The 19,583-nt window shown below is 72.4% G+C and carries 17 protein-coding genes; 8 read left to right on the top strand and 9 right to left on the bottom strand.

Features of this window, described 5'->3' with window-relative positions; all coding sequences use genetic code 11:
• A partial coding sequence (gene ppgK, locus NBX02_RS18080) for a polyphosphate--glucose phosphotransferase (RefSeq protein WP_250292352.1) occupies positions 1 to 809 on the bottom strand: 809 nt, incomplete at its 3' end.
• A gap of 323 nt (positions 810 to 1,132) precedes the next feature.
• On the opposite strand from ppgK, the gene moaA reads away from it, so the two are divergent.
• The 3 genes from moaA to NBX02_RS18065 are packed head-to-tail and all read left to right on the top strand — an operon-like array spanning position 1,133 to position 3,065.
• Entirely contained in the window at positions 1,133 to 2,119 is a 987-nt protein-coding gene (gene moaA / locus NBX02_RS18075) for a GTP 3',8-cyclase MoaA (protein ID WP_250284463.1), read from the top strand.
• On the top strand, positions 2,116 to 2,808 hold the full coding sequence (gene mobA, locus NBX02_RS18070; protein ID WP_250292350.1) for an NTP transferase domain-containing protein: 693 nt from the start codon (positions 2,116 to 2,118) through the stop codon (positions 2,806 to 2,808). Before moaA ends, mobA begins: the two co-directional genes overlap by 4 nt.
• The gene (locus tag NBX02_RS18065) at positions 2,805 to 3,065 is read left to right on the top strand and encodes a DUF6457 domain-containing protein (protein WP_250284461.1); all 261 of its coding nucleotides are present in this window, start codon (positions 2,805 to 2,807) and stop codon (positions 3,063 to 3,065) included. The genes mobA and NBX02_RS18065 overlap by 4 nt, the downstream gene beginning before the upstream one ends.
• On the opposite strand, the gene NBX02_RS18060 is transcribed toward NBX02_RS18065, so the two are convergent.
• Both NBX02_RS18060 and NBX02_RS18055 read right to left on the bottom strand, forming a co-directional pair.
• Entirely contained in the window at positions 3,062 to 3,463 is a 402-nt protein-coding gene (locus tag NBX02_RS18060; protein ID WP_250292348.1) for a hypothetical protein, read from the bottom strand. The genes NBX02_RS18065 and NBX02_RS18060 overlap by 4 nt on opposite strands.
• 172 nt (positions 3,464 to 3,635) lie before the next feature.
• A complete protein-coding gene (locus NBX02_RS18055) occupies positions 3,636 to 4,568 on the bottom strand; it encodes a DUF5995 family protein (RefSeq protein WP_445548517.1) in 933 nt (310 codons plus the stop codon).
• A gap of 101 nt (positions 4,569 to 4,669) precedes the next feature.
• Between NBX02_RS18055 and NBX02_RS18050 the strand changes: the two genes are divergently transcribed.
• The 5 genes from NBX02_RS18050 (at position 4,670) to metX (ending at position 13,449) form a co-directional block, all read left to right on the top strand.
• Complete coding sequence (locus NBX02_RS18050; protein WP_250284455.1) at positions 4,670 to 7,372, top strand: EAL domain-containing protein; 2,703 nt, start codon at positions 4,670 to 4,672, stop codon at positions 7,370 to 7,372.
• A gap of 225 nt (positions 7,373 to 7,597) precedes the next feature.
• A complete protein-coding gene (locus tag NBX02_RS18045; protein ID WP_250284466.1) occupies positions 7,598 to 8,272 on the top strand; it encodes a hypothetical protein in 675 nt (224 codons plus the stop codon).
• Positions 8,273 to 8,283: 11 nt separating this feature from the next.
• On the top strand, positions 8,284 to 10,689 hold the full coding sequence (locus tag NBX02_RS18040; RefSeq protein WP_250284453.1) for an AAA family ATPase: 2,406 nt from the start codon (positions 8,284 to 8,286) through the stop codon (positions 10,687 to 10,689).
• Positions 10,690 to 10,991: 302 nt separating this feature from the next.
• Positions 10,992 to 12,284, top strand: coding sequence for a bifunctional o-acetylhomoserine/o-acetylserine sulfhydrylase (locus tag NBX02_RS18035; protein WP_250284451.1), 1,293 nt, complete (start codon positions 10,992 to 10,994; stop codon positions 12,282 to 12,284).
• 22 nt (positions 12,285 to 12,306) lie between these two features.
• Positions 12,307 to 13,449 carry a homoserine O-acetyltransferase MetX gene (gene metX, locus NBX02_RS18030; protein ID WP_250284449.1) on the top strand — a complete coding sequence of 381 codons (1,143 nt, stop codon included), beginning with the start codon at positions 12,307 to 12,309 and terminating at the stop codon, positions 13,447 to 13,449.
• 92 nt (positions 13,450 to 13,541) lie between these two features.
• Here metX and NBX02_RS18025 read toward each other — a convergent pair whose 3' ends face one another.
• The 6 genes from NBX02_RS18025 to NBX02_RS18000 all read right to left on the bottom strand — a co-directional run.
• The gene (locus NBX02_RS18025; protein WP_250284447.1) at positions 13,542 to 14,933 is read right to left on the bottom strand and encodes a carboxyl transferase domain-containing protein; all 1,392 of its coding nucleotides are present in this window, start codon (positions 14,931 to 14,933) and stop codon (positions 13,542 to 13,544) included.
• 549 nt (positions 14,934 to 15,482) lie between these two features.
• Positions 15,483 to 16,709: a beta-ketoacyl-ACP synthase II gene (gene fabF / locus NBX02_RS18020; protein WP_250284445.1), complete on the bottom strand. Its 1,227-nt coding sequence runs from the start codon at positions 16,707 to 16,709 to the stop codon at positions 15,483 to 15,485.
• Entirely contained in the window at positions 16,706 to 16,954 is a 249-nt protein-coding gene (locus NBX02_RS18015; RefSeq protein ID WP_047221415.1) for an acyl carrier protein, read from the bottom strand. Before NBX02_RS18015 ends, fabF begins: the two co-directional genes overlap by 4 nt.
• Positions 16,955 to 17,100: 146 nt before the next feature.
• A complete protein-coding gene (locus NBX02_RS18010) occupies positions 17,101 to 18,039 on the bottom strand; it encodes a beta-ketoacyl-ACP synthase III (RefSeq protein WP_250284443.1) in 939 nt (312 codons plus the stop codon).
• Complete coding sequence (locus NBX02_RS18005; protein ID WP_250284442.1) at positions 18,036 to 19,022, bottom strand: ACP S-malonyltransferase; 987 nt, start codon at positions 19,020 to 19,022, stop codon at positions 18,036 to 18,038. The genes NBX02_RS18010 and NBX02_RS18005 overlap by 4 nt, the downstream gene beginning before the upstream one ends.
• 223 nt (positions 19,023 to 19,245) lie before the next feature.
• A partial coding sequence (locus NBX02_RS18000) for a helix-turn-helix domain-containing protein (RefSeq protein WP_250292344.1) occupies positions 19,246 to 19,583 on the bottom strand: 338 nt, incomplete at its 5' end.

Raw genomic sequence — 19,583 nt, 5'->3', positions numbered from 1 at the left:
CCGGGAGGCCTGGTGGCGGGCGGGCGCCGGCGCGCGGGCCGGGCCGTCGCCTTCGGCCGGCCCTGGTCGCCGGCACCGGCGACCAGGGCCGCGCCGACGATTCCGGCCTCGTTCTGCAGCTGCGCCGCGACGACCTTCGTGTTCACCTCGAGGTAGTCGAGAAAACGATCAGTTTTTCGGCTGGCGCCGCCGCCGATGATGATGAGATCCGGCCACAGCAGCGCCTCAAGCGCGTTCAGATAGCGGGTGACGCGCTTCGCCCACTTCTCCCAGGAAAGATCGTCGCGTTCGCGGGCCCCCTCGGACGCCCTCGTCTCCGCGTCGCGCCCACCGATCTCCAGATGGCCGAGCTCGGTGTTGGGAACGAGCTGCCCGTGCAGGAACACCGCCGTGCCGATACCGGTGCCGAAAGTCGTCATGATCACGACGCCGCCGACGTCCCGGCCGGCTCCGAAGGCCATCTCGGCGACGCCCGCGGCATCGGCGTCGTTGACCACGGCCACCCCGCCCGGGCTGCCCGGCAGCGCCGATCCCAGGGCCGCCGCGACGTCGGTGCCCACCCAGACCGGGTCGATGTTGGCCGCGGTCCTGGCCGCGCCGCCCTTGATGACGGCGGGAAAAGCGGCCCCGACCGGGCCCGTCCAGCCGAAGTGCGCCACGACCTCCGCGACGGTCTTGGTGATGGCCGCCGGTTGCGCCGGCTGCGGTGTGGGCAGCCGGAAGCGGGGCGCGGTGAGTGTTCCCTCGTCGATGTCGACGGGTGCACCCTTGATACCGGTACCGCCGATGTCGACACCGAAGACCTGCATGTCGCCTGTGTCCTCCTGTTACCACCGGCCGCCGATATCTCTGACGCGGTATCCACCATGCGCGGCGCGCACAGTGCTGCGCCGTGCCGTCGCTGGCACCGCTGGCACCGCTGGCACCGCCGTGCCAGCGACGTGTGTGCCAGGCCCTGCGTGCCACCCCCGTGCCCACTCCACCATAGATCCGCACACCTCGTCGGCCTATCCGGGTGTGACACCGATATTCGGGGGCGCATTCCGCCGCGGCGGCCGGCCGGCGGCGGTAGGGAGGATCATCTCCGGAGCGCTTCGGGCCGGCGTCCACGCGGCCGGGCTAAGCTGGATGGGTGCGCCTGAGCGATTCCCATGGCCGGGTGGCCACTGATCTCCGGGTTTCGCTGACCGATCGCTGCAACCTGCGGTGTTCCTACTGCATGCCCGCCGAAGGCCTGGCCTGGCTGCCGCGGGCGGAGATCCTGACCGACGACGAGATCGTCCGGCTGGTGCGGATCGCGGTGACCAGGCTCGGTGTCGACGAGGTCAGGCTCACCGGCGGCGAGCCGACGCTGCGGCCGGGCCTGGCCGGCCTCGTCGGCCGGCTGGCGCGGCTGCGCCCCCGTCCCCGGCTGTCGATGACGACCAACGGCATCGCGCTCGTGAGCATGGCCCCGGCGTTGCGCGCGGCGGGCCTGGACCGGGTGAACGTCTCCCTCGACACCCTGCGCACCGACCGCTACCAGGCGCTGACCCGCCGGGACCGGCTCGCCGACGCGCGGGCGGGGCTGGCCGCCGCGGCCGCCGCCGGGCTGGCACCGGTGAAGGTCAACGCGGTGCTGCTGCGCGGCGTCAACGACGACGAGGCGCCCGACCTGCTGCGGTGGTGCCTGCGACAGGGCTACCAGCTGCGCTTCATCGAGCAGATGCCGCTCGACCCCCAGCACTCCTGGGACCGGGCCGCCATGGTCACCGGCGCGGAGATCCTCGCCGGGCTGCGTGGCGAGTTCGTCCTCACGCCGCTGCCCGGCCGGGGCAGCGCGCCCGCCGAACTGTTCACCGTCGACGGCGGGCCGGGCACGGTGGGGCTGGTCGGTTCGGTGACCGCGCCCTTCTGCGCCACCTGCGACCGGGTCCGGCTCACCGCTGACGGGCAGGTCCGGTCCTGCCTGTTCGCCCGGGAGGAGACCGACCTGCGTACCCCGCTGCGGGCCGGGGCCGACGACGCGCACCTGGCGGCGCTGTGGGCGCGGGCGGTCCGGGGCAAACGGGCCGGGCACGGCATCGACCAGCCGGCGTTCACCCAGCCGGCGCGGCCGATGTCGGCGATCGGCGGATGACCGGCGGCCGGGCCGGGACGGGCTGGGACGCGGTGGTGCTCGCCGGCGGCCTGGCCCGCAGGCTCGGCGGGGCGGACAAACCGGCGCTGACCATCGGTGACCAGACCCTGCTCGAACGCGTCCTGGCCGCGGTGGACGACGCCCGGCAGGTGGTCGTGGTCGGCCCCCGGCGCCCGGTCGCGGTGTCGCGGCATATCGTCTGGACCCGGGAACGGCCGCCCGGCGGGGGACCGGTCGCGGCCCTGGCCGCCGGCCTCGGGCTGGTGGGCGCGCCGTTGGTGGCGGTGCTTGCCGCCGATCTCCCGTTCGTGACGGCGGGTGCCCTCGACGCGCTCGTGCGGGCCGTCGACGACGATGCCCAGGGCGGTGCCCATGGCGCTGGCCATGCCCAGGGTGCTGATCATGCCCATAGTGCTGGCCGCGACGGTGACCAGTGTGATCGGCGCGGTGGCGTGGTGCAGGGCGCCCTGCTGGCCGACCCGGCGGGCCGCCGGCAGTACCTCACCGGCGTGTGGCGGACGTCGGCGCTGCGTGCCCGGTTACCCGTGGTCACCGCTGGCGTTCCGATGCGATCCGTCCTGGCCGGTCTGCCGGCGCGGGTGCTGCCCGCCGACGCGCGTGCCACGCTGGACTGCGACCGGCCCGCGGATGTCGAGCGGGCGCGCCGCTGGGCCAGGATGGACCGGTGAGTTCTCTTGACGACTGGGTGGTCGACGCGGCCGGCGCGCTCGGCCTCGACCCCGGGATCCTCGACGTCCAGGAGGTTCTCGGCCTCGCCCGAGAGGTGGCCCACGCCGTGGCACGGCCCGCGGCTCCGCTGACCGCCTTCCTTGTCGGTCTGGCGGCCGGCCGTGCCGGCGGTGATCCACAGGCGGTCCGGCTGGCCATCGACAAGGTGCTCGCCCTCGTCACGGCCCGCGCGGACGGCGACGGCCAGGACGCTTAGCGCATCCAGGCCGGGTTGTCCTCCAGCAGCCCGCGCATGTCGATGACCATCGTCTGCATGGTGAACGGGTCGTCCACCGCTGACAGGCGCGGCAGCACCGTCGTGGCCATGTCGGCGTCGACGTTGGGGCCGGGGCCGGCGGCGCCGGGCGCGGCAAGGCCGAGGGGACCGGTCCGGGCCTGGTCCGGCGCTGGTGACCGGCCCCGGGCGGTGACGATCACTCGGTCCAGCCCGCCGAGCGCGAGGATCAGCGCGAATCCCGGCAGCGCGAAGAGCGCCGGCCGCCACGCGGTCAGCGCCACGACGGCGAACACTGCCACGACCGTGCACGCTCCGATCGCGTGGCGTTGCGCGGGTGGCAGCGCCGGGACCTTTCGACCATGTCGGTAGTGCGCCACGAGCTCAAGTGTGCCTCTCGCGGACGAACCCGCCAAAGCCCGGCCCGTCCGCCGTGGCCGGGCAGCCCGTCCGCCGGGCGGCTGCGACGGCCGGCCGCCGGTGGACGAGGTGTCATCCCCCCGCGGGGGAGCAGGCAGGAGCCGACCCGGCCCGCGTCGGAGCCGATGTGTGTCATCCCCCCGCGGGGGAGCAGGCGGGACGGGACGTGGCACAGGACGTGGTGGACGCCGGCACGGGCACGTCGGTGAACAGCGGCCGCAGCCCCTGGGCACCTGCCTCGGCACGGGCCTCGATCGTCCACGCGATCACCGTGCGTTCCCGGCCGTCGCGGGCGGCGACCAGCCGCTCGGCGTCCCGCCAGGCGTTCTCCCGGGCGGCGACCAGCGTCGGGACGAGGGCTTCGCGGTCGGTGCCGAGCCGGTCCGCGATCTCGTCCGGCAGCGAGCCCAGCGGGCTCCCCGGCTGCGTGAGCAGGGACACCGCCACCTTCGCCAGGATCTCGTTGATCCGGTCGTGGTCGCCCTTGTGGCTGCTGCCGTCCGGGCCGGTGAGGCCCATGGCGGCGAGGACGAACGGGAGGTCGCGGGTGATGTGCGCGTGCATGCTGAGCACCAGGCCGCCGGCGGGGCTGCCGGCGGGATCGCCGGGGGTGGGTGTCGATGCCGTGGCGAAGGCGGTCCGCCACACCGGTGGCACCCCGGCCGGCCTGCCGTCGGCCCATCCGTCGAACGCCCGGAAGTAGTACTCGGCGAACAGCGCGGCCTCGGCGCGAACCCAGGCGGGGTCGGCGAAGTAGCCCGGTGTGGCGGCCGCGTCGCGGAAAGCCTCGGTCGTCCGCAGGTAGACCAGGGCGAAGAGCGCGCGGGGGTCGCAGTGGTCTTCCAGTGGCCGCAGTCGATTACGCATCGTAGTTATTACAGCGTCCGTGCACGTTGCCGAGCCGGTCGCGCAGGGTGGCGGGAACGCCGTCTCCGCCTGTCGCGCCCAGGCGTAGGTGGCCGGTGTCACGGCCTGGCCGGTCGGCACGGTCGCCCGAGCGGGTATGGCAATGATCGATAAGCCGGCCGTCAGAGATATAATGATTGCGGTGCGTAGCCGACTCATGGGTCTCATAGTAGCCTTATGACTACTCGAAGTATTTACAATCGCGGGATGAGTCGCGATACTGCTGCGCCATGTCCTCCAATGGTCACACTTCGCGTGAGATGGCTACGCTGCGCAGTTCGTTGTATCGTCAGGGTGCTGGCGGCGAACCCGCTCATCGCGGCCCGGCCGAGGACGATCCGACGGCGGCGGGCCCTGCCGGTGCCGAGGGCCTCGCGGGCGCGAGCCCGCCGGCCGCCGCGGACGGTGCCGCCCGGGACATCCTCGACAGGCTGCCCGAGATCGTCTTCCGGACCGACGCCCAGGGCCGCTGGACCTATCTCAACCCCGCGTGGACGGTGGTGACCGGCTTCGAGGTCGAGACCACCCTGGGGAAGCACTTCCTCGACTACGTGCACCCGGACGAGCGCGACCACACGGTGGCGCTGTTCATGGCGGTGGTGGCCGGCGGTGCCGGCCACTGCCACCACGTGACCCGCTATCGGACCAGGGGCGGCTCCTACCGCCGCGTCGAGATCCGCGCCAGCCTGCTGCGCGGCCTGGACGGCCGGGTCGTGGGCAACCTGGGAACGATCATTGACGTGACCCGCGGCCACCTCGACGCCGAGACGGTCGGCGAGCACACGGCGCTGCTGGAGCTCGTCGCCGACGGCGCCCCGGTCGACGATCTCCCGATGGGGATCCTGCTCGTCGACCGCGCGCGCCGGATCCGCCGCGCGTCGCCGGTCGTGGACCGCCTGACCGGTGGCCGGCTGCGGGCCGGTGACCCGCTGGAGCGGCTGGCCGGGCTGCTGCGGCCGCGCACCGGCGCGGCCGCTCTGGATGGCGAGTGGGGGCTGGTCGCGACGGCGATCCGGACCGAGCAGCCGCAGCACGCCTACCTGAGCCTGGCCGCCGGGCCAGTGACCGCTGGGCCAGTGGCCGCCGGCCCAGCGGCTGCCGGGCCAGTGACCGCCGGGTACCCGCGGGAACGGGCGCTGCGGGTGTCGGTGATCCCCGAGGCCGGGGAGTCCCAGGACCTGCTGGCGGTGGTGCTGCAGGATGTCACGGACCTGCGGCAGGCCGAACGGCGGCAGGCGGCCGTCGCCTGCCTCGGCCAGCGCGCGCTCGTCGGGACGACGGTCGGCAGCCTGCGCCGGGAGGCCGCCGAGGTCGTGTGCGACACCCTGGGCGTGCCGTACTGCGAGGTGCTGGGACCCGTCGCGCAGCACGGCTCGGTCATCGCGAGGGTGCTGGCCGCGGACAGCCCGGTGGTCGTCGACCACGGCGTGACACCCCTGGGCGTGTCGCTGCCGGGCACCTCCGACGTCTTCGGTGACGTCTTCGGCGACGGCTTCGGCGGGGCCTCCGGCGGAGTTGGTCAGATCGCCGGTGTCGCCGCCCGTATCGGAGCTGCTGGCCGTAGCTTCGGCGTCCTGGTGGCGTACACGACGCATCCACGGGAATTTGCCGCGGACGAGGCGGACTTCGTCCAGTCGGTCGCCAACGTGCTGGCCGCGGCGATCGAACGGCACAACGCCGAGCGGAAGGTCCGCCGCCAGGCCCTGCACGACCCGCTGACCGGCCTGGCCAACCGGATCCTCCTGCACGACAGGATCTCCAGGGCGCTGGGGGAGATCGAGCGGGACGGCGGCCGGCTCGCGCTGCTGCTGATGGACCTCGACCGGTTCAAGGAGATCAACGACACGCTGGGCCACAACGTGGGCGACGACGTGCTGCGCGAGGTCGCCGTCCGGCTGGGCCGGGCCACCCGGCCCAGTGACACGGTCGCCCGCCTCGGCGGGGACGAGTTCGCCATCCTGCTCCCGTCGGCACCGGGGGGTGCCGCCGACGCGCTGGCGGCCGCGGGCTCCATCCGGGCGGCGCTGGCCGAGCGCATCGACGTCGGCTCCCTGCCCCTGCACGTGGACGGCAGCATCGGGATCACGCTTGCTCCCGACGACGGGCGTGATCCCGGGACGCTGGTGCGCTGCGCGGACGTGGCCATGTACCGGGCGAAGCAGCTCTCCCTCGGCGTCGCCGTCTACGCCCCGGACGCCGACCAGAACCGCCGGGAGCGCCTCGAGCTGCTCGGCGGCCTGCGCTCGGCGATCGCCGGCGGCCAGCTCGTCCTGCACTACCAGCCCAAGGTGGACCTGCGTACCGGGCGGACCACGGCGGTCGAGGCGCTGGTGCGCTGGCAGCACCCGGCCCACGGGCTGGTCGAGCCGGGCCGTTTCGTCCCCTTCGCCGAGCAGAGCAACCTGGTCAAGCCGCTGACCCGCCGGGTGCTCATGCTCGCGCTCGACCAGGCACGGTCCTGGTGGGACGCCGGCCGGCTGCTGCCGGTGGCGGTGAACGTCTCCGCCCGGATGCTGCATGACGCGGAGCTGATCTCGACCGTGCGGGCGGAGCTGGACCGCACCGGCCTGCCGCCGCGGGCGCTCGAGCTCGAGCTCACCGAGAGCGCGGTCATGGTGAACACGCGCAACGCGATGAGCGTCATCACCCGGTTACGCGGCGAGGGGATCAGGATCTCGGTGGACGATTTCGGGACGGGGTACTCGTCGCTGGCCTATCTGCGCGATCTTCCCGTGCACGACCTCAAGATCGACAAATCGTTCGTGGTGAATGTGGCGCATCGCACCAAGGACTTCTCGATCGTCCGGTCGATCATCGATCTCGCCCATAATCTTGATCTGCGCGTGGTCGCCGAGGGTATCGAGTCGCGTGAGGTCTGTAGCCTGTTGCGCGATCTGGGGTGCGACGAGGGGCAGGGCTTCTATCTCGGCCACCCGGTGCCGCCCGCGGATCTCGCGGCCTAGCATGGCCGCAGGCCTGGGCGCAGGACGAGGCCAGGGGGGACGGGGGGCGAGTTGTCCTGGTGCTGGCGCTGGTGCCGATGCCGACGCGTGCGCGCTGCTTTCCCGGACACTGCTTTCCCGGACAAGGTGTCACGCCGGCGTGCTGTGCTGCACCATAGGCTCAGCCTCACTACATTCTGGAGGTCGGCCGTGGGCAGGGGAAGTCGTACGCCGCTGGGGCGCGCCATGCCTGTCGTGTCCGCGCTCCTGGCGGCCATCGTCGTTCTCGCCGGGTGCGGCTCCGGTCGCTACGAGTACGTGACGAACAAGGGCGCGGGCACGTTTCTCAAGATTCCCAGCTCCTGGCAGCACCAGCCCATGCTCGGGCCGGCCTTCGTCGGGATAGACGCCCGCAACGTCTCTCCCGACGCCGCCCGGGTGCTCGCCTCCCGCGAGTGGGTGGTGGGGATCGACGCGGCGGCGAAGTTCGACGACAAGAACCTGCTGCTCCCGGACGCCCCGGAGCCGAAGGGGTTCGTCCAGGTCCGCCAGCTCCTGCCGGAGGAAGCGGCCACGCTGTCCACCAACGACCTGCGTAACCTGCTCATCTCCATCGACGACGCCGAACGGGAGCAGACCGAGGAGATCCGGCGGGATCCCGAGGGTGCCCGGCTGGCGCCGCACTTCCTGCTACTGACCGACGAGGCCGTCCGCAAGGACGGCGGTGTGCACGGCGTCCATCTGATCTACCAGCTCCGGGTGGACACCGGTCTGGTCACCATCGACCAGACCAGTCTTTTCGACCGGGATCAGACGATGCTCTACCAGCTCGTGTTCGCCTGCTCCGCCTGGTGCTACGACAAGCACGGTGCGCAGATCAACCAGGTTCAGACATCGTTCACGATCAAGCCGATCACCTGAGATTGAAGACCATGAATCAGACCTCGTCCGCGCAGCAGCCTGTGCAGCCGCCCTCGCAGCCGTTCCAGATCGCTCCCGTCGACCCTCCGCCGCGGCAGTCCGGGCCGGTACGCAAGCGGCTGGTCCTGTGGGACAGGGTGAAGTTCCTCCTCCTGATCGTGGCGCTGTTCGCGTTCGTGGTGGCCGCGGCCATGTCGGACAACCCGATCATGGCCTTCTCCGACGCCCTGCGCGAGCAGGCGTTGACCAGCTGGTGGCTGGTCGCGCTGTTCGCGGTCGAGATCGTCCGCCAGGTGCACATGTTCATCGGCGAACGGTTCTCGGCCTACTACGTCTTCTGGACGGACCGGGTCTTCGGCCGCTTCGAGCGTCGCCTGCTGCGGTTCAACGACTGGAACCGCTACCGGATGAGCCGGGCCCTGAAGTGGGTGGCGACCCTCGCGGTCGCCGCCTTCGTCTACGCCCGGATCCGGGACGACTCGATCTTCAACGCCGTCGTCGCCCTCCCCGGTGACATCTGGGGCGCGATGCCGCTCGTGCTCCAGCTCGTCCTGTTCATGGCGATCGCCATCGGCCAGTTCGTGGCGATCTTCTGGTTCCTCTCCCGCGGCGGTGTGGACGTCTACTTCCCGGAGGACATCAAGACCAGGTTCACCGACGTCTGGGGCCAGGACCACGTCCTGTCCCGGGTCAAGGAGGCGGTCTTCCACCTGGAGAAGCCCGAGGAGATCGAGAGCCGGGGCGGTTACGTGCCGGGCGGCATCCTGCTGTGGGGCCCGCCGGGCACCGGCAAGACCCTGATCGCGGAGGCGGTCGCCGGCGAGACCGGCAAGCCCTACGTCTTCGTCGACCCCGGGGCGTTCCGGGCGATGTTCTTCGGCGTCGGCGTGATGAAGGTCAAGGGCCTGTTCCGCAAGCTGCGCAAGCTGGCCCTCCGCTACGGCGGTGTGATCGTTTTCTTCGACGAGGCCGACACCCTGGGCAACCGCGGCCAGCTCGCCGGCGACTTCGGGCGGGCGGCCCCGGCGGGCATGGCCGACGTCCCTCTCTTCGGGCCGGCCGGTACCTCCGCCCTCGGGTCTGCCGGCTTGGCGCACTCCTCGTGCAACGGGCTGGCCTACGCCAGCCACGGCAGCCGCCGGCAGCTCGCCGAGGCCCAGTTCGTCGTCCCCGGCGGCGGCGGTGGTGGCCAGTCGAGTTTCGACGGGACGCTGCAGGCGCTGCTGACCGAGATATCAGGCCTGAAGAAGCCCCGCGGCTTCCTCAACCGGGTCGTCCGCCGCGCCCTGGGGATGCGGCCGAAGCCGCCGCCGAAGTACCGCATCATGATCATGATGGCGACCAACATGCCGCAGTCCCTGGACGAGGCGCTGCTGCGGCCCGGCCGCATCGACCGCATCTACAAGGTCGGCTACCCCAGCAAGGAGGGCCGGGTGCGGACCTTCCACGGCTACCTGTCCAAGGTCCACCACAACGTGGCGCCCGAGCAGGTGGAGCGGCTCGCCGTGATGAGCCCGTACGCCACCGGCGCGAGCATCAAGGACATGGTCAACGAGGCGCTGATCCAGGCGATCAAGTCGGACCGGGATGTCGTCACCTGGCCGGACCTGCTCAAGGCCAAGGCGATCAAGGAGCACGGCCTGCCCGACGACCACGAGTACGTCGAGCGGGAGCGGCACAGCGTCGCCCTGCACGAGGCCTGCCATGCGGTGGTCATGTACCGGCTGCAGAAGCACATGGCGATCGACATGGCGACCATCGAGCGCCGGGGGGACACCGGCGGCTTCGTGGCCCCGGTGCCGCTGGAGGACAGGTTCGTCGACTGGCGCTCCGAGGTCGAGATCGACGTGATGACCTTCCTCGCCTCCATCGTGGGCGAGCGGATGTTCTTCGAGGGCGACCACACCCAGGGCGTCGGCGGGGACCTGCACGCCGCCACCGAACTGGTCGCCCGCAGCATCGGCCGGCACGCCATGGGCACCACGCTGACCTCGCGTCCCGCGCTGGCCTCGGGCCTGGGCAGCAACCCGGCCTATTCGGGCAGCAGCCCCGGCTACCTCGGTGGCGGGTTCGTCGAGGAGGTGGAGACCAAGCTCCAGGAGCTCTACGTGCGCACCGAGACGATCCTGGAGGCCAACCGCCGGGAGATCCTCGCGGTCACCCACGCGCTGGAGACGAACAAGACCATCACCGGCGAGGACGTGGAAGCGATCATGGAGGGCACGCCCGGCCCCACCGTGGACGGGCGTCGCTACCACGAGCCGAACTTCCTCGCCCTCGCCGAGGAGTACCACTCCAGCGCGGTGCTGGCGCACCGCGGCCAGCGCGTCGAGCAGCTGCGGCTGCCGGACCTCACCGGCAGGGCCGCGGCCACCCCGGCCTCCGAGGGCCCGCCGCCCGCCCCCGCGCCGGCCTGAACCGGGTCGTTGGCCCCGTCCCCGAGAGATTGGCCCCGTCCCCGAGGAGAGGCCCTTCCCGGGGACAGGGTCTGCTTGTGGGTGCTAGAGTCCGAAATGTGCGCTCCCGGTCAATCATGTCGTGCGACATGCGGGGGTACCCGGCGCGCCCGTTCGTGGACGAGGCCTGTTGTCCCGCCTGACGGCCGTTGGTGATGTTCGTAATCCATGTGGCCGTGACCCGGCGGTCGCGTCCGTCCCGGTATGAGTGCTAACGCGGCCTGTCCGGCGCAGCCGCCCATCTCCGGGGAGGATCACGTTCCATGTCAGCAGAGAGCTGGTCGTTCGAGACCCGCCAGATCCACGCCGGCGCCCAGCCGGATCCGACGACCGGCGCCCGCGCCGTGCCGATCTACCAGACGACGAGCTACGTCTTCCGGGACACCGACCACGCCGCCGCGCTGTTCGCCCTCGGTGAGACCGGCAACATCTACACCCGGATCGGGAACCCCACGCAGGACGTCTTCGAGCAGCGGATCACCGCGCTCGAAGGGGGCGTGGGAGCGCTCGCGCTGTCCTCGGGCCAGGCCGCCGAGACCCTGGCGATCCTGAACCTCGCCGAGGCCGGCGACCACATCGTGACCTCGGCGAGCCTGTACGGCGGCACGTACAACCTGTTCCACTACACGCTGCCCAAGCTGGGCATCCAGGTCAGCTTCGTCGAGGACCCGGACGACCTCGACGCCTGGCGCGCCGCGATCGCCCCGAACACCCGGGCGTTCTACGGCGAGACGATCGGCAACCCCAAGGGGGACGTGCTCGACACCGCCGGGATCGCCGAGGTCGCGCACGCCGCCGGTATCCCGCTCATCGTCGACAACACCCTGGCCACGCCCTACCTCTACCGGCCGTTCGAGCACGGCGCCGACATCGTCGTGCACTCGGCGACGAAGTTCATCGGCGGCCACGGCACCGCGATCGGCGGCGTGATCGTCGACGGCGGGCGGTTCGACTTCGGCGCGTCGGGCCGGTTCGCGAACTTCACCACGCCCGACCCGAGCTATCACGGGCTGGTCTACTGGGACGTCCTCGGCCATGGCTCCTTCATCGCCAAGGCGCGCGTCCAGCTGCTGCGCGACATCGGCGCGGCGATCTCGCCGTTCAACTCGTTCCTCCTGCTCCAGGGTCTGGAGACGCTCTCCCTGCGGATCGAGCGGCACACCGCCAACGCCCAGCGGGTGGCCGAGTGGCTCCAGGCGCGGGACGAGGTGAGCTGGGTCAACTACCCGGGGCTTGCGTCGTCGAGGTGGTACGACCGGGCCCAGCGGGTGCTGCCGAAGGGCGCCGGCGCGATCCTGTCGTTCGGGATCGTCGGCGGTGCCGAGGCGGGCCGGAAGTTCGTCGAGGGCGTGGAGCTGTTCAGCCATCTGGCCAACGTCGGCGACGTACGTTCGCTGATCATCCACCCGGCCACCACGACGCACTCGCAGCTCACCGAGGCCGAGCAGGCGAGCACCGGGGTGACCCCCGACCTCGTCCGCCTCTCCGTCGGGATCGAGGGCATCGACGACATCCTCGCGGACCTCGACGCCGGCTTCCGTGCCGCCAAGGGCTGACAGCGCCAGCCCGGACGGGGCGGTGGGCGAGCGCCTGCCGCCCGTCTCCGGCGGGTGGCGGGCCGGGCGCGACCCGGCCGGGGCACGCCGGTTCGTCGAGCTGCCCGGCCCGGTCGAACTGGAGAGCGGGGCGTCGCTACCCGGCGTGACAGTGGCCTATGAGGCGTGGGGGCGGCTCGACCCGACGGCGTCCAACGCCCTGCTGGTCCTGCACGCGCTGACCGGTGACAGCCACGCCGCCGGCCCGGCCGGCCCGGGGCACGCCAGCCGCGGCTGGTGGGATGCGATGATCGGTCCGGGCCGGCCGCTGGACACCGAACGCTACTTCGTCGTGTGCCCGAACGTCCTGGGCGGCTGCCAGGGGACGACCGGCCCGTCCTCGGCCGCCGCGGACGGGCGGCCCTGGGGCAGCCGCTGGCCGCGGATCACCATCGGTGACCAGGTGCTGGTGGAGGCGCTGCTGGCCGACGCGCTCGGGATCCGGCGCTTCGCCGGCGTGGTCGGCGGGTCGATGGGGGGGATGCGCGCCCTGGAATGGGCGCTGCGCCACCCCGGCCGCGTCGCCAGGGCGGTGGTCGTCGCCTGCGGGGCGGCGGCGACCGCCGAGCAGATCGCCCTGTACTCCACCCAGATCGCGGCGGTCACCGCCGACCCCGGCTGGCACGGCGGGGACTACCACCACCAGCCCGCCGGTGCCGGCCCCCACACGGGGATGGGGCTGGCCCGCCGGATGGCCCAGGTCAGCTACCGCAGCGAGCGGGAGCTCGCCGGCCGCTTCGGCAACCGGGCGCAGCCCGACGGCCGTTTCGCGGCCGAGTCCTACGTCGAGCATCACGCGGACAAGCTCGTCCGCCGGTTCGACGCGGGCAGCTACGTGGCCCTGACCCGGGCGATGATGACCCAGAACGCCGGCCACGGCCGGGGCGGGGTGGCCGCGGCGCTGGCGCGCTGCCCGGTGCCGGTCGCGGTGGCCGGCGTCGACTCCGACCGGCTCTACCCGCTGTACCTCCAGCGTGAGATCGCCGATGCGGTGCGGGTGCCCGCCCTGGCCGGCCGGCTCGCGGTGATCCGGTCGCTGTACGGGCACGACGCGTTCCTGCTGGAGGCCGACCAGGTCGCGGACGTCATCCGGGAGGCGTTGGACGCCGCGCCCGCCGTCCCGTAGGCAGGGCTGGAACAGCTGGGACAGCCGGGACAGCCGGGACGACGGGCGCGGCAGCGATCACGCCTACACCGGGGCCTACAACGGACCGGGGCCTACAGCGGGATGTTGCCGTGGCCCGCGGTACCTGCCGGGGCGGCGGCGATGGCCTGGGCGACCGCCGCCCTGGTGTCCGCCGGGGTGACCACGGCGTCCACCACGCCCAGCTCCACCGCGCGGTCGATCCCGCCGACCACGCGCACGTGCTCGGCGGCGAGCTCGGCGACCACCTCCGGACGGCGCTGGGTCGGGACCTCGGCCAGCTCGCGCCGGTGGAGGATCCCGACGGCGGCCTCGGCGCCCATCACCGCCACCTCCGCGGTCGGCCAGGCGAACACGGCCGTCGCGCCCAGGCTGTGCGAGTTCATGGCGACATAGGCGCCACCGTAGGCCTTGCGGGTGACGACGGTGACCCGGGGCACGGTGCACTCGGCGAACGCGTACAGCAGCTTCGCGCCGCGCCGGACCACACCGTCCCACTCCTGGCCCACACCGGGCAGGTAGCCGGGGACGTCGACCAGGACGACCAGCGGCACGCCGAAGGAGTCGCACATCCGCACGAAGCGGGACGCCTTCTCCGCGGACGTGGCGTCCAGGCAGCCGCCGCGGCGCAGCGGGTTGTTGGCGACCACGCCCACCGTCCGGCCGCCGAGCCGGCCCAGGGCGGTGACGATGTTCGGTGCCCAGCGGGGGTGCAGCTCGACCACGTCGTCGTCGAGGATGCCCGCCACCAGCGGGCGGACGTCGTAGGCGCGGCGCGGCGACTCCGGCAGCAGGTCACCGAGCTCGCGGGCCTCCACCGCGGCGATGCCGCCCTGCTCGCCGAGCAGCGCGCACAACCGGCGGGTCCGGGCGACGGCGGCCTCGTCGGAGTCGCAGGTGACGGCGACGACCCCGCTGCGGCGTGCGTGCACGTCGGGCCCGCCCAGGCTGTCGGCGGTGCAGTCCTCACCGGTCACCGTCCGTACGACGTCCGGGCCGGTGACGAAGACCTTGGCGGCCGGGCCCATCACGACGATGTCGGTCAGCGCGGGGCCGTAGGCGGCGCCACCGGCGGCGGCGCCGAGCACCAGGGAGATCTGGGGGATCCGCCCGGAGCTGCGGACCGTGGCCGCGAACACCCGGCCGACCCCGTCGAGGGAGGCCACTCCCTCCCGCAGCCGGGCCCCGCCGGAATGCCAGATCCCGACCACCGGGCGGCGCAGGCGGGCCGCCGCCTCGATGGCGTCGACGATCCGCGTGCAGCCCTCGCGTCCCATCGCGCCGCCCTGGATGGCCGCGTCGGTGGCGAAGGCCACCACCGGGCTGCCCTCGACGGTGCCCACTCCCGCCAGCACGCCGGAGGTGTCCGCGGCGGCGAAGGGCTCGAAGGTGCCGGGGTCGAAGAACTGGGCCAGCCGGGCCGACGGGGCACGCGGGTCGGTGCGTTCGAGCGTGGAGAGACTCACCGTTTATCTCCTTGGGATCCCTGGGTCAGTGACGAGAGCAGGCGAGCGCCCGCGGGCCGCGCCGCGGCCGGTGGGCTCATCGGATCATCGTTCCCGTTTGCGACCGGACGGGTCCTCACGGTTTTCTGTCGTAGTCACCCGTAATTTCCCGTTGTTTATGTCGGACAGCGGCCGGGGCATGTGATCCGCTGGTTGTCAGCACGAAAAAAGCAGGCGGAGAGAAGGAGCGGAGAAAAGAAGAGAAAGCGGAGGAACCAGAACAGGGAAAGCGGGGCGGAGAACCGGCACCCGCGCGCAGGAGCACCCGGCCACCGACCGCGCCGGCCGGATGCGACGGTCGGTACCGGGTGTTCGCCATGAACATCCGGCTGAACGGGCTAGCTGAACGGACTGACTGGACAGGACGCGAACCGGCCGGGCGGAATCACCGACAGGGTGGATGCCGGGTCCGGTGACCAGCGGTGGGACGCGTCGTTCCCGTCAGGGTGCCGGTGGGACGCCGGGGCGGCCCGGCCGGTCGGTCGGCCCGGCCGGTCGGCCGGGCCGCGCTCAGGGGGTGAAGACGAGACAGACGTCGTGCCCGCCGAAACCGAACGAGTTCGACAGGACCGCGCCCGCGGGGATGGCACGGTTGTCGATGGACACCACGTCGAGGTCGATCTCGTCGTCGAGAGCGTCGAGGTTGCGGGTGGCCGGCACGACCCTGTCCCGCAGGGTGAGGACGGCTATCACCGCCTCGACCGCCCCGGCCGCCCCGAGCAGGTGCCCGGTCATGGACTTGGTGGAGGTCACCGCCACCCCGTCCAGGGTGTCCCCGAGCGCGGCCCGCAGCGCGTGGGCCTCGGCGACGTCCCCGATGGGGGTGGAGGTGCCGTGGGCGTTGATGTGCACGAGGTCGGCCGGGGTCAGCCCGCCGGAGTGCAACGCCGCCCGCACGGCCCGCGCCGCGCCGGCGCCGCTGGGCTCGGGGGCGGTCACGTGGTAGGCGTCCGCGCTGGTCCCGGACCCGGCCAGGGTGGCGTACACCCGCGCGCCGCGGGCGGCGGCGTGCTCGGCGGACTCCAGGACGAGGGCACCGGCGCCCTCCCCGAGGATGAACCCGTCCCGTCCCTTGTCGAACGGCCGGGATGCCGCCTGCGGGGCGTCGTTGCGTCGGGACAGGGCCTGCATCTGGGCGAACCCGGCGAGCGGCAGCGGGTGGATCGCCGCCTCCGACCCGCCGGTGATGGCCACGTCCGCCCGGCCGGCCCGGATCATGTCCAGGGCGTAGCCGATGGCCTCCGCTCCCGACGCGCACGCGCTGACCGGGGCGTGCACCCCCGCCCGGGCGGTGAAGGCCAGCCCCACGGTGGCGGCCGGGCCGTTGGGCATGAGCATCGGCACCACGTGCGGGGAGACCCGGCGTGGGCCCCGCTCGCGCAGTACTTCGTACTGGTTGAGCAGGGTCAGCACCCCACCGATACCGGAGCCGACCACCGCGGCGAGCCGTTCGGGGTCGACCTCGGGCGTTCCGGCGTCGGCCCACGCCTCCCGGGCGGCCACCAGAGCCAGCTGCTGCACGCGGTCGAGGGTGCGTGCCTCCAGCCGCTCCAGCGGGGGTTCCACCGCGGCGGGCGCGGCGATGTGGACCGGAAGCTGCTCGACCCACTCGTCGGTCAGCCGGCGCACACCGGAGCGGCCCGCGAGCAGGCCCTCCCACGTGGAGGCGACGTCGCCGCCGAGAGGGGTGGTTGCCCCGAGGCCGGTGACGACGACCTGCCTGGGGGTCGCGGTCACGCGGCGACACCCGCCCGCTGGATGTAGGACACCGCGTCGCCGACGGTCTTGAGGCTCTTGACGTCCTCGTCAGGGATCTTGACGTCGAACTTCTCCTCGGCGGCGACGACGACCTCGACCATGGACAGCGAGTCGACGTCCAGGTCGTCGATGAACGTCTTGTCCGCGGTGACGTCGGCCGGGTCGACTCCGGCGACCTCCTCAAGAATTGCGGCGAGACCCTCCAGAATATCGGACTGCGACATTGTTTCTCCTGTTCTTCTCTGACGTCACGGACAACACGGGTGGATTTACCCGTGCCATCATCGGCCGAACGTGGTTCCAACTGGTGCGGGCTGTCGGAAGACGCGAACAACCAGGTTCGTGTCGTCCTCGGCCGGTGCGATGAATCCTATGGGCAACGTACGACCTGACCGCAGTAGGTCAGGCCGGCGCCGAAGCCGAACAGCAGGACGGGATCGCCCGGCCGCAGCTGGCCGCCGTCGAGAATCCGGCTGAATGCCAGCGGGATGCTGGCGGCCGAGGTGTTGCCGGACTCGACCACGTCGCGGGCGACCACGGCGTTCGTGGCGCCGATGCCGGTCACCAGCGCGTCGATGATCCTCAGGTTGGCCTGGTGCGGGATGACCCCGGCGAGCTCGGCCGGCGCGACCCCGGCGAGCTCACAGGCGCGCCGGACCGTCGGGGTCAGGGTGATGGCCCACCGGAACACCGTCTGGCCTTCCATGCGGAAGAGGTTGTCGCCGTACCCGGGGACCCTGATGGCGCCGGCCTTCCCGCCGTCGTGGCCCCAGACCGCCGGGCCGATCTCGGTGGTCGGGGCGGGCCCGACCACCGCGGCCCCGGCGCCGTCGGCGAGCAGGATGCAGGTGGAGCGGTCATCCCAGTCGGTGTAGTCCGACAGCCGTTCGGCGGCCACCACCAGGACGTGTCGGGCGCTTCCCACCCGGACCATGTCGGACGCCATCGACAGGGCGTACGAGAAGCCGGCGCAGCCGGCGTTGATGTCGAGCGCGCCCGCGCGCACGGCACCCAGCCGGTGCGCGATCTGCGGCCCGGAGCCCGGGATCTGGGACGGGTTCGTGCAGGTCGCCAGCAGTACAATGTCGAGCTCGGCGGCGTCGATGCCGGCCGCGGCGAGCGCCTTCTCCGCGGCCATCGATCCCATCGCGACGATGGTCTCGTCGGTGTCGGCGATCCGGCGGGTGGCGATGCCGGTCCGCGAGCGGACCCATTCGTCGGACGTCGCGACCCGCTTGGCCAGGTCGTCGTTGGTCACCAGGCGGGCGGGGCGGTAGGTGCCGATCCCCATCAGCCGGGAGCCGTTCACCGCGTCGCTCCCACGAGCCCGTCGGCGGCGGCCGGGCCGCCGCCATCCGGGCCGCCGCCACCCGGCGCGTCTGTGTGGCGGGCGATCAGTTCACGGGCCGCGGGCAGGTCGTCAGGTGTCTTCACAGCGAGGATCTGCACGCCGGTGAGCTCCCTTTTGGCTATGCCTGCCAGCGTCCCGGCGGGTGGTAGTTCCACAATCGCGGTCACCCCGAGATCACGCATACGGGCCAGGCACAGGTCCCACCGCACCGGTGCGGCGACCTGATCGACAAGGTGCTGGACCAGCTCGGGGCCGTTGTTGATGACAGTACCATCGGCGTTGGACAGCTGGGCCACGACAGGCGTCCGCGGGCGCAGCCCGGGGGCGATCCCGGCGAGCTGGTCGGTGGCGGGCCGCATGAAGTGGGTGTGGAAGGCGCCGGCTACGGACAGTGGGCGCAACCGGGTGCGTGGCGGCGGCTCCTCGGCGAGGCGGGCCAGTGCCTCGAGGGAGCCGGCCGCGACGACCTGCCCGGCGCCGTTGCGGTTCGCCGCGGTCAGGCCCAGCCCGCGCAGATGTTCGGTGACCTCGTCCGGGTCGCCGCCCACGACCGCCGTCATACCGGTGGGGACGCGCCGGGCGGCCTCGGCCATGGCCCGGCCGCGCAACGCGACGAACACCAGCGCGCTTTCGGCGTCCAGGGTACCGGCCAGGACAGAAGCGGTGATTTCCCCCACACTGTGGCCGGCGACAAGAAGATTACCCGTCCGGGGAAGGGAAAGCTGTTCGGCGGCGACAAGACCGGTCGCGACGATCAACGGCTGTGCGACGGCGGTGTCGCGGATCGTCTCCGCGGAGCCGTCGCTGCCGACGTCCACAAGGTCGATTCCGACGGCGGCCGACCACCACCGCAGCCGTGGCTCGACACCGCCGATCTCAAGCCAGGGTTTCAGCTGACCGGGAGTCTGGGCACCTTGGCCTGGGGCGAGGATAGCGAGCACCGGACCACCTAACCCTTCCTGACCGCCGGCTGTCGCTGGCGGGCACTCACCGTTGTGCCGTCGGCTCATTGTGGGAGCTCTACAAAGTGATTCGGCCGTCCCATATCTTTATTGCCCATCACCAGGCCGGTGGGGAATTCGGTGACACGGGCGACAAGTGATGGCAACGCGTCCCGCCGGGCCGGGCGCCGGTGCGCCCGTGCCGGTCGCGGCCGGCCCGCGGTCACACCGCGGCGAGCCGGCCCAGGATGAGCGCCACGTGCAGGGTGAACCGTTCCCGGTGGTCCGTCGGGTCGAGCCCGCACGCGTCGGCGGCTTTGCGGAGCCGGTAACGGACCGTGTTGGGATGCAGGTACAGGGCGCGGGCCGTGGCCTCCAGCGAGGCGCCGAGGTCGAGGTAGGCGCCCACCGTTGCCAGCAGCGGCGCCCCCGCCTCCCGCAGCGGCGTGTACACGTCCTCGATCAGGGCGCGGCGGGCTCCGGTGTCGCCGGCGAGGGCCCGTTCCGGCAGCAGCGCCTGCGCGGTCACCGGGCGCGGGGCGGCCGGCCACGCCGCGACCA

This window comes from Protofrankia sp. CiP1_Cm_nod1 (assembly GCF_920888515.1).
Classification (GTDB): Bacteria; Actinomycetota; Actinomycetes; order Frankiales; family Frankiaceae; genus Protofrankia.
This window is presented reverse-complemented; position numbering and strand designations above follow the sequence as displayed.

Excerpts from the sequence above, each read along its gene's own strand:
- mobA (WP_250292350.1), top strand. The coding sequence starts at position 2,116 with ATGACCGGCGGCCGGGCCGGGACGGGCTGGGACGCGGTGGTGCTCGCC.
- NBX02_RS18055 (WP_445548517.1), bottom strand. The coding sequence starts at position 4,568 with ATGAGTCGGCTACGCACCGCAATCATTATATCTCTGACGGCCGGCTTA.
- NBX02_RS18050 (WP_250284455.1), top strand. The coding sequence starts at position 4,670 with ATGGCTACGCTGCGCAGTTCGTTGTATCGTCAGGGTGCTGGCGGCGAA.
- NBX02_RS18045 (WP_250284466.1), top strand. The coding sequence starts at position 7,598 with ATGCCTGTCGTGTCCGCGCTCCTGGCGGCCATCGTCGTTCTCGCCGGG.
- NBX02_RS18040 (WP_250284453.1), top strand. The coding sequence starts at position 8,284 with ATGAATCAGACCTCGTCCGCGCAGCAGCCTGTGCAGCCGCCCTCGCAG.
- NBX02_RS18035 (WP_250284451.1), top strand. The coding sequence starts at position 10,992 with ATGTCAGCAGAGAGCTGGTCGTTCGAGACCCGCCAGATCCACGCCGGC.
- NBX02_RS18015 (WP_047221415.1), bottom strand. The coding sequence starts at position 16,954 with ATGTCGCAGTCCGATATTCTGGAGGGTCTCGCCGCAATTCTTGAGGAG.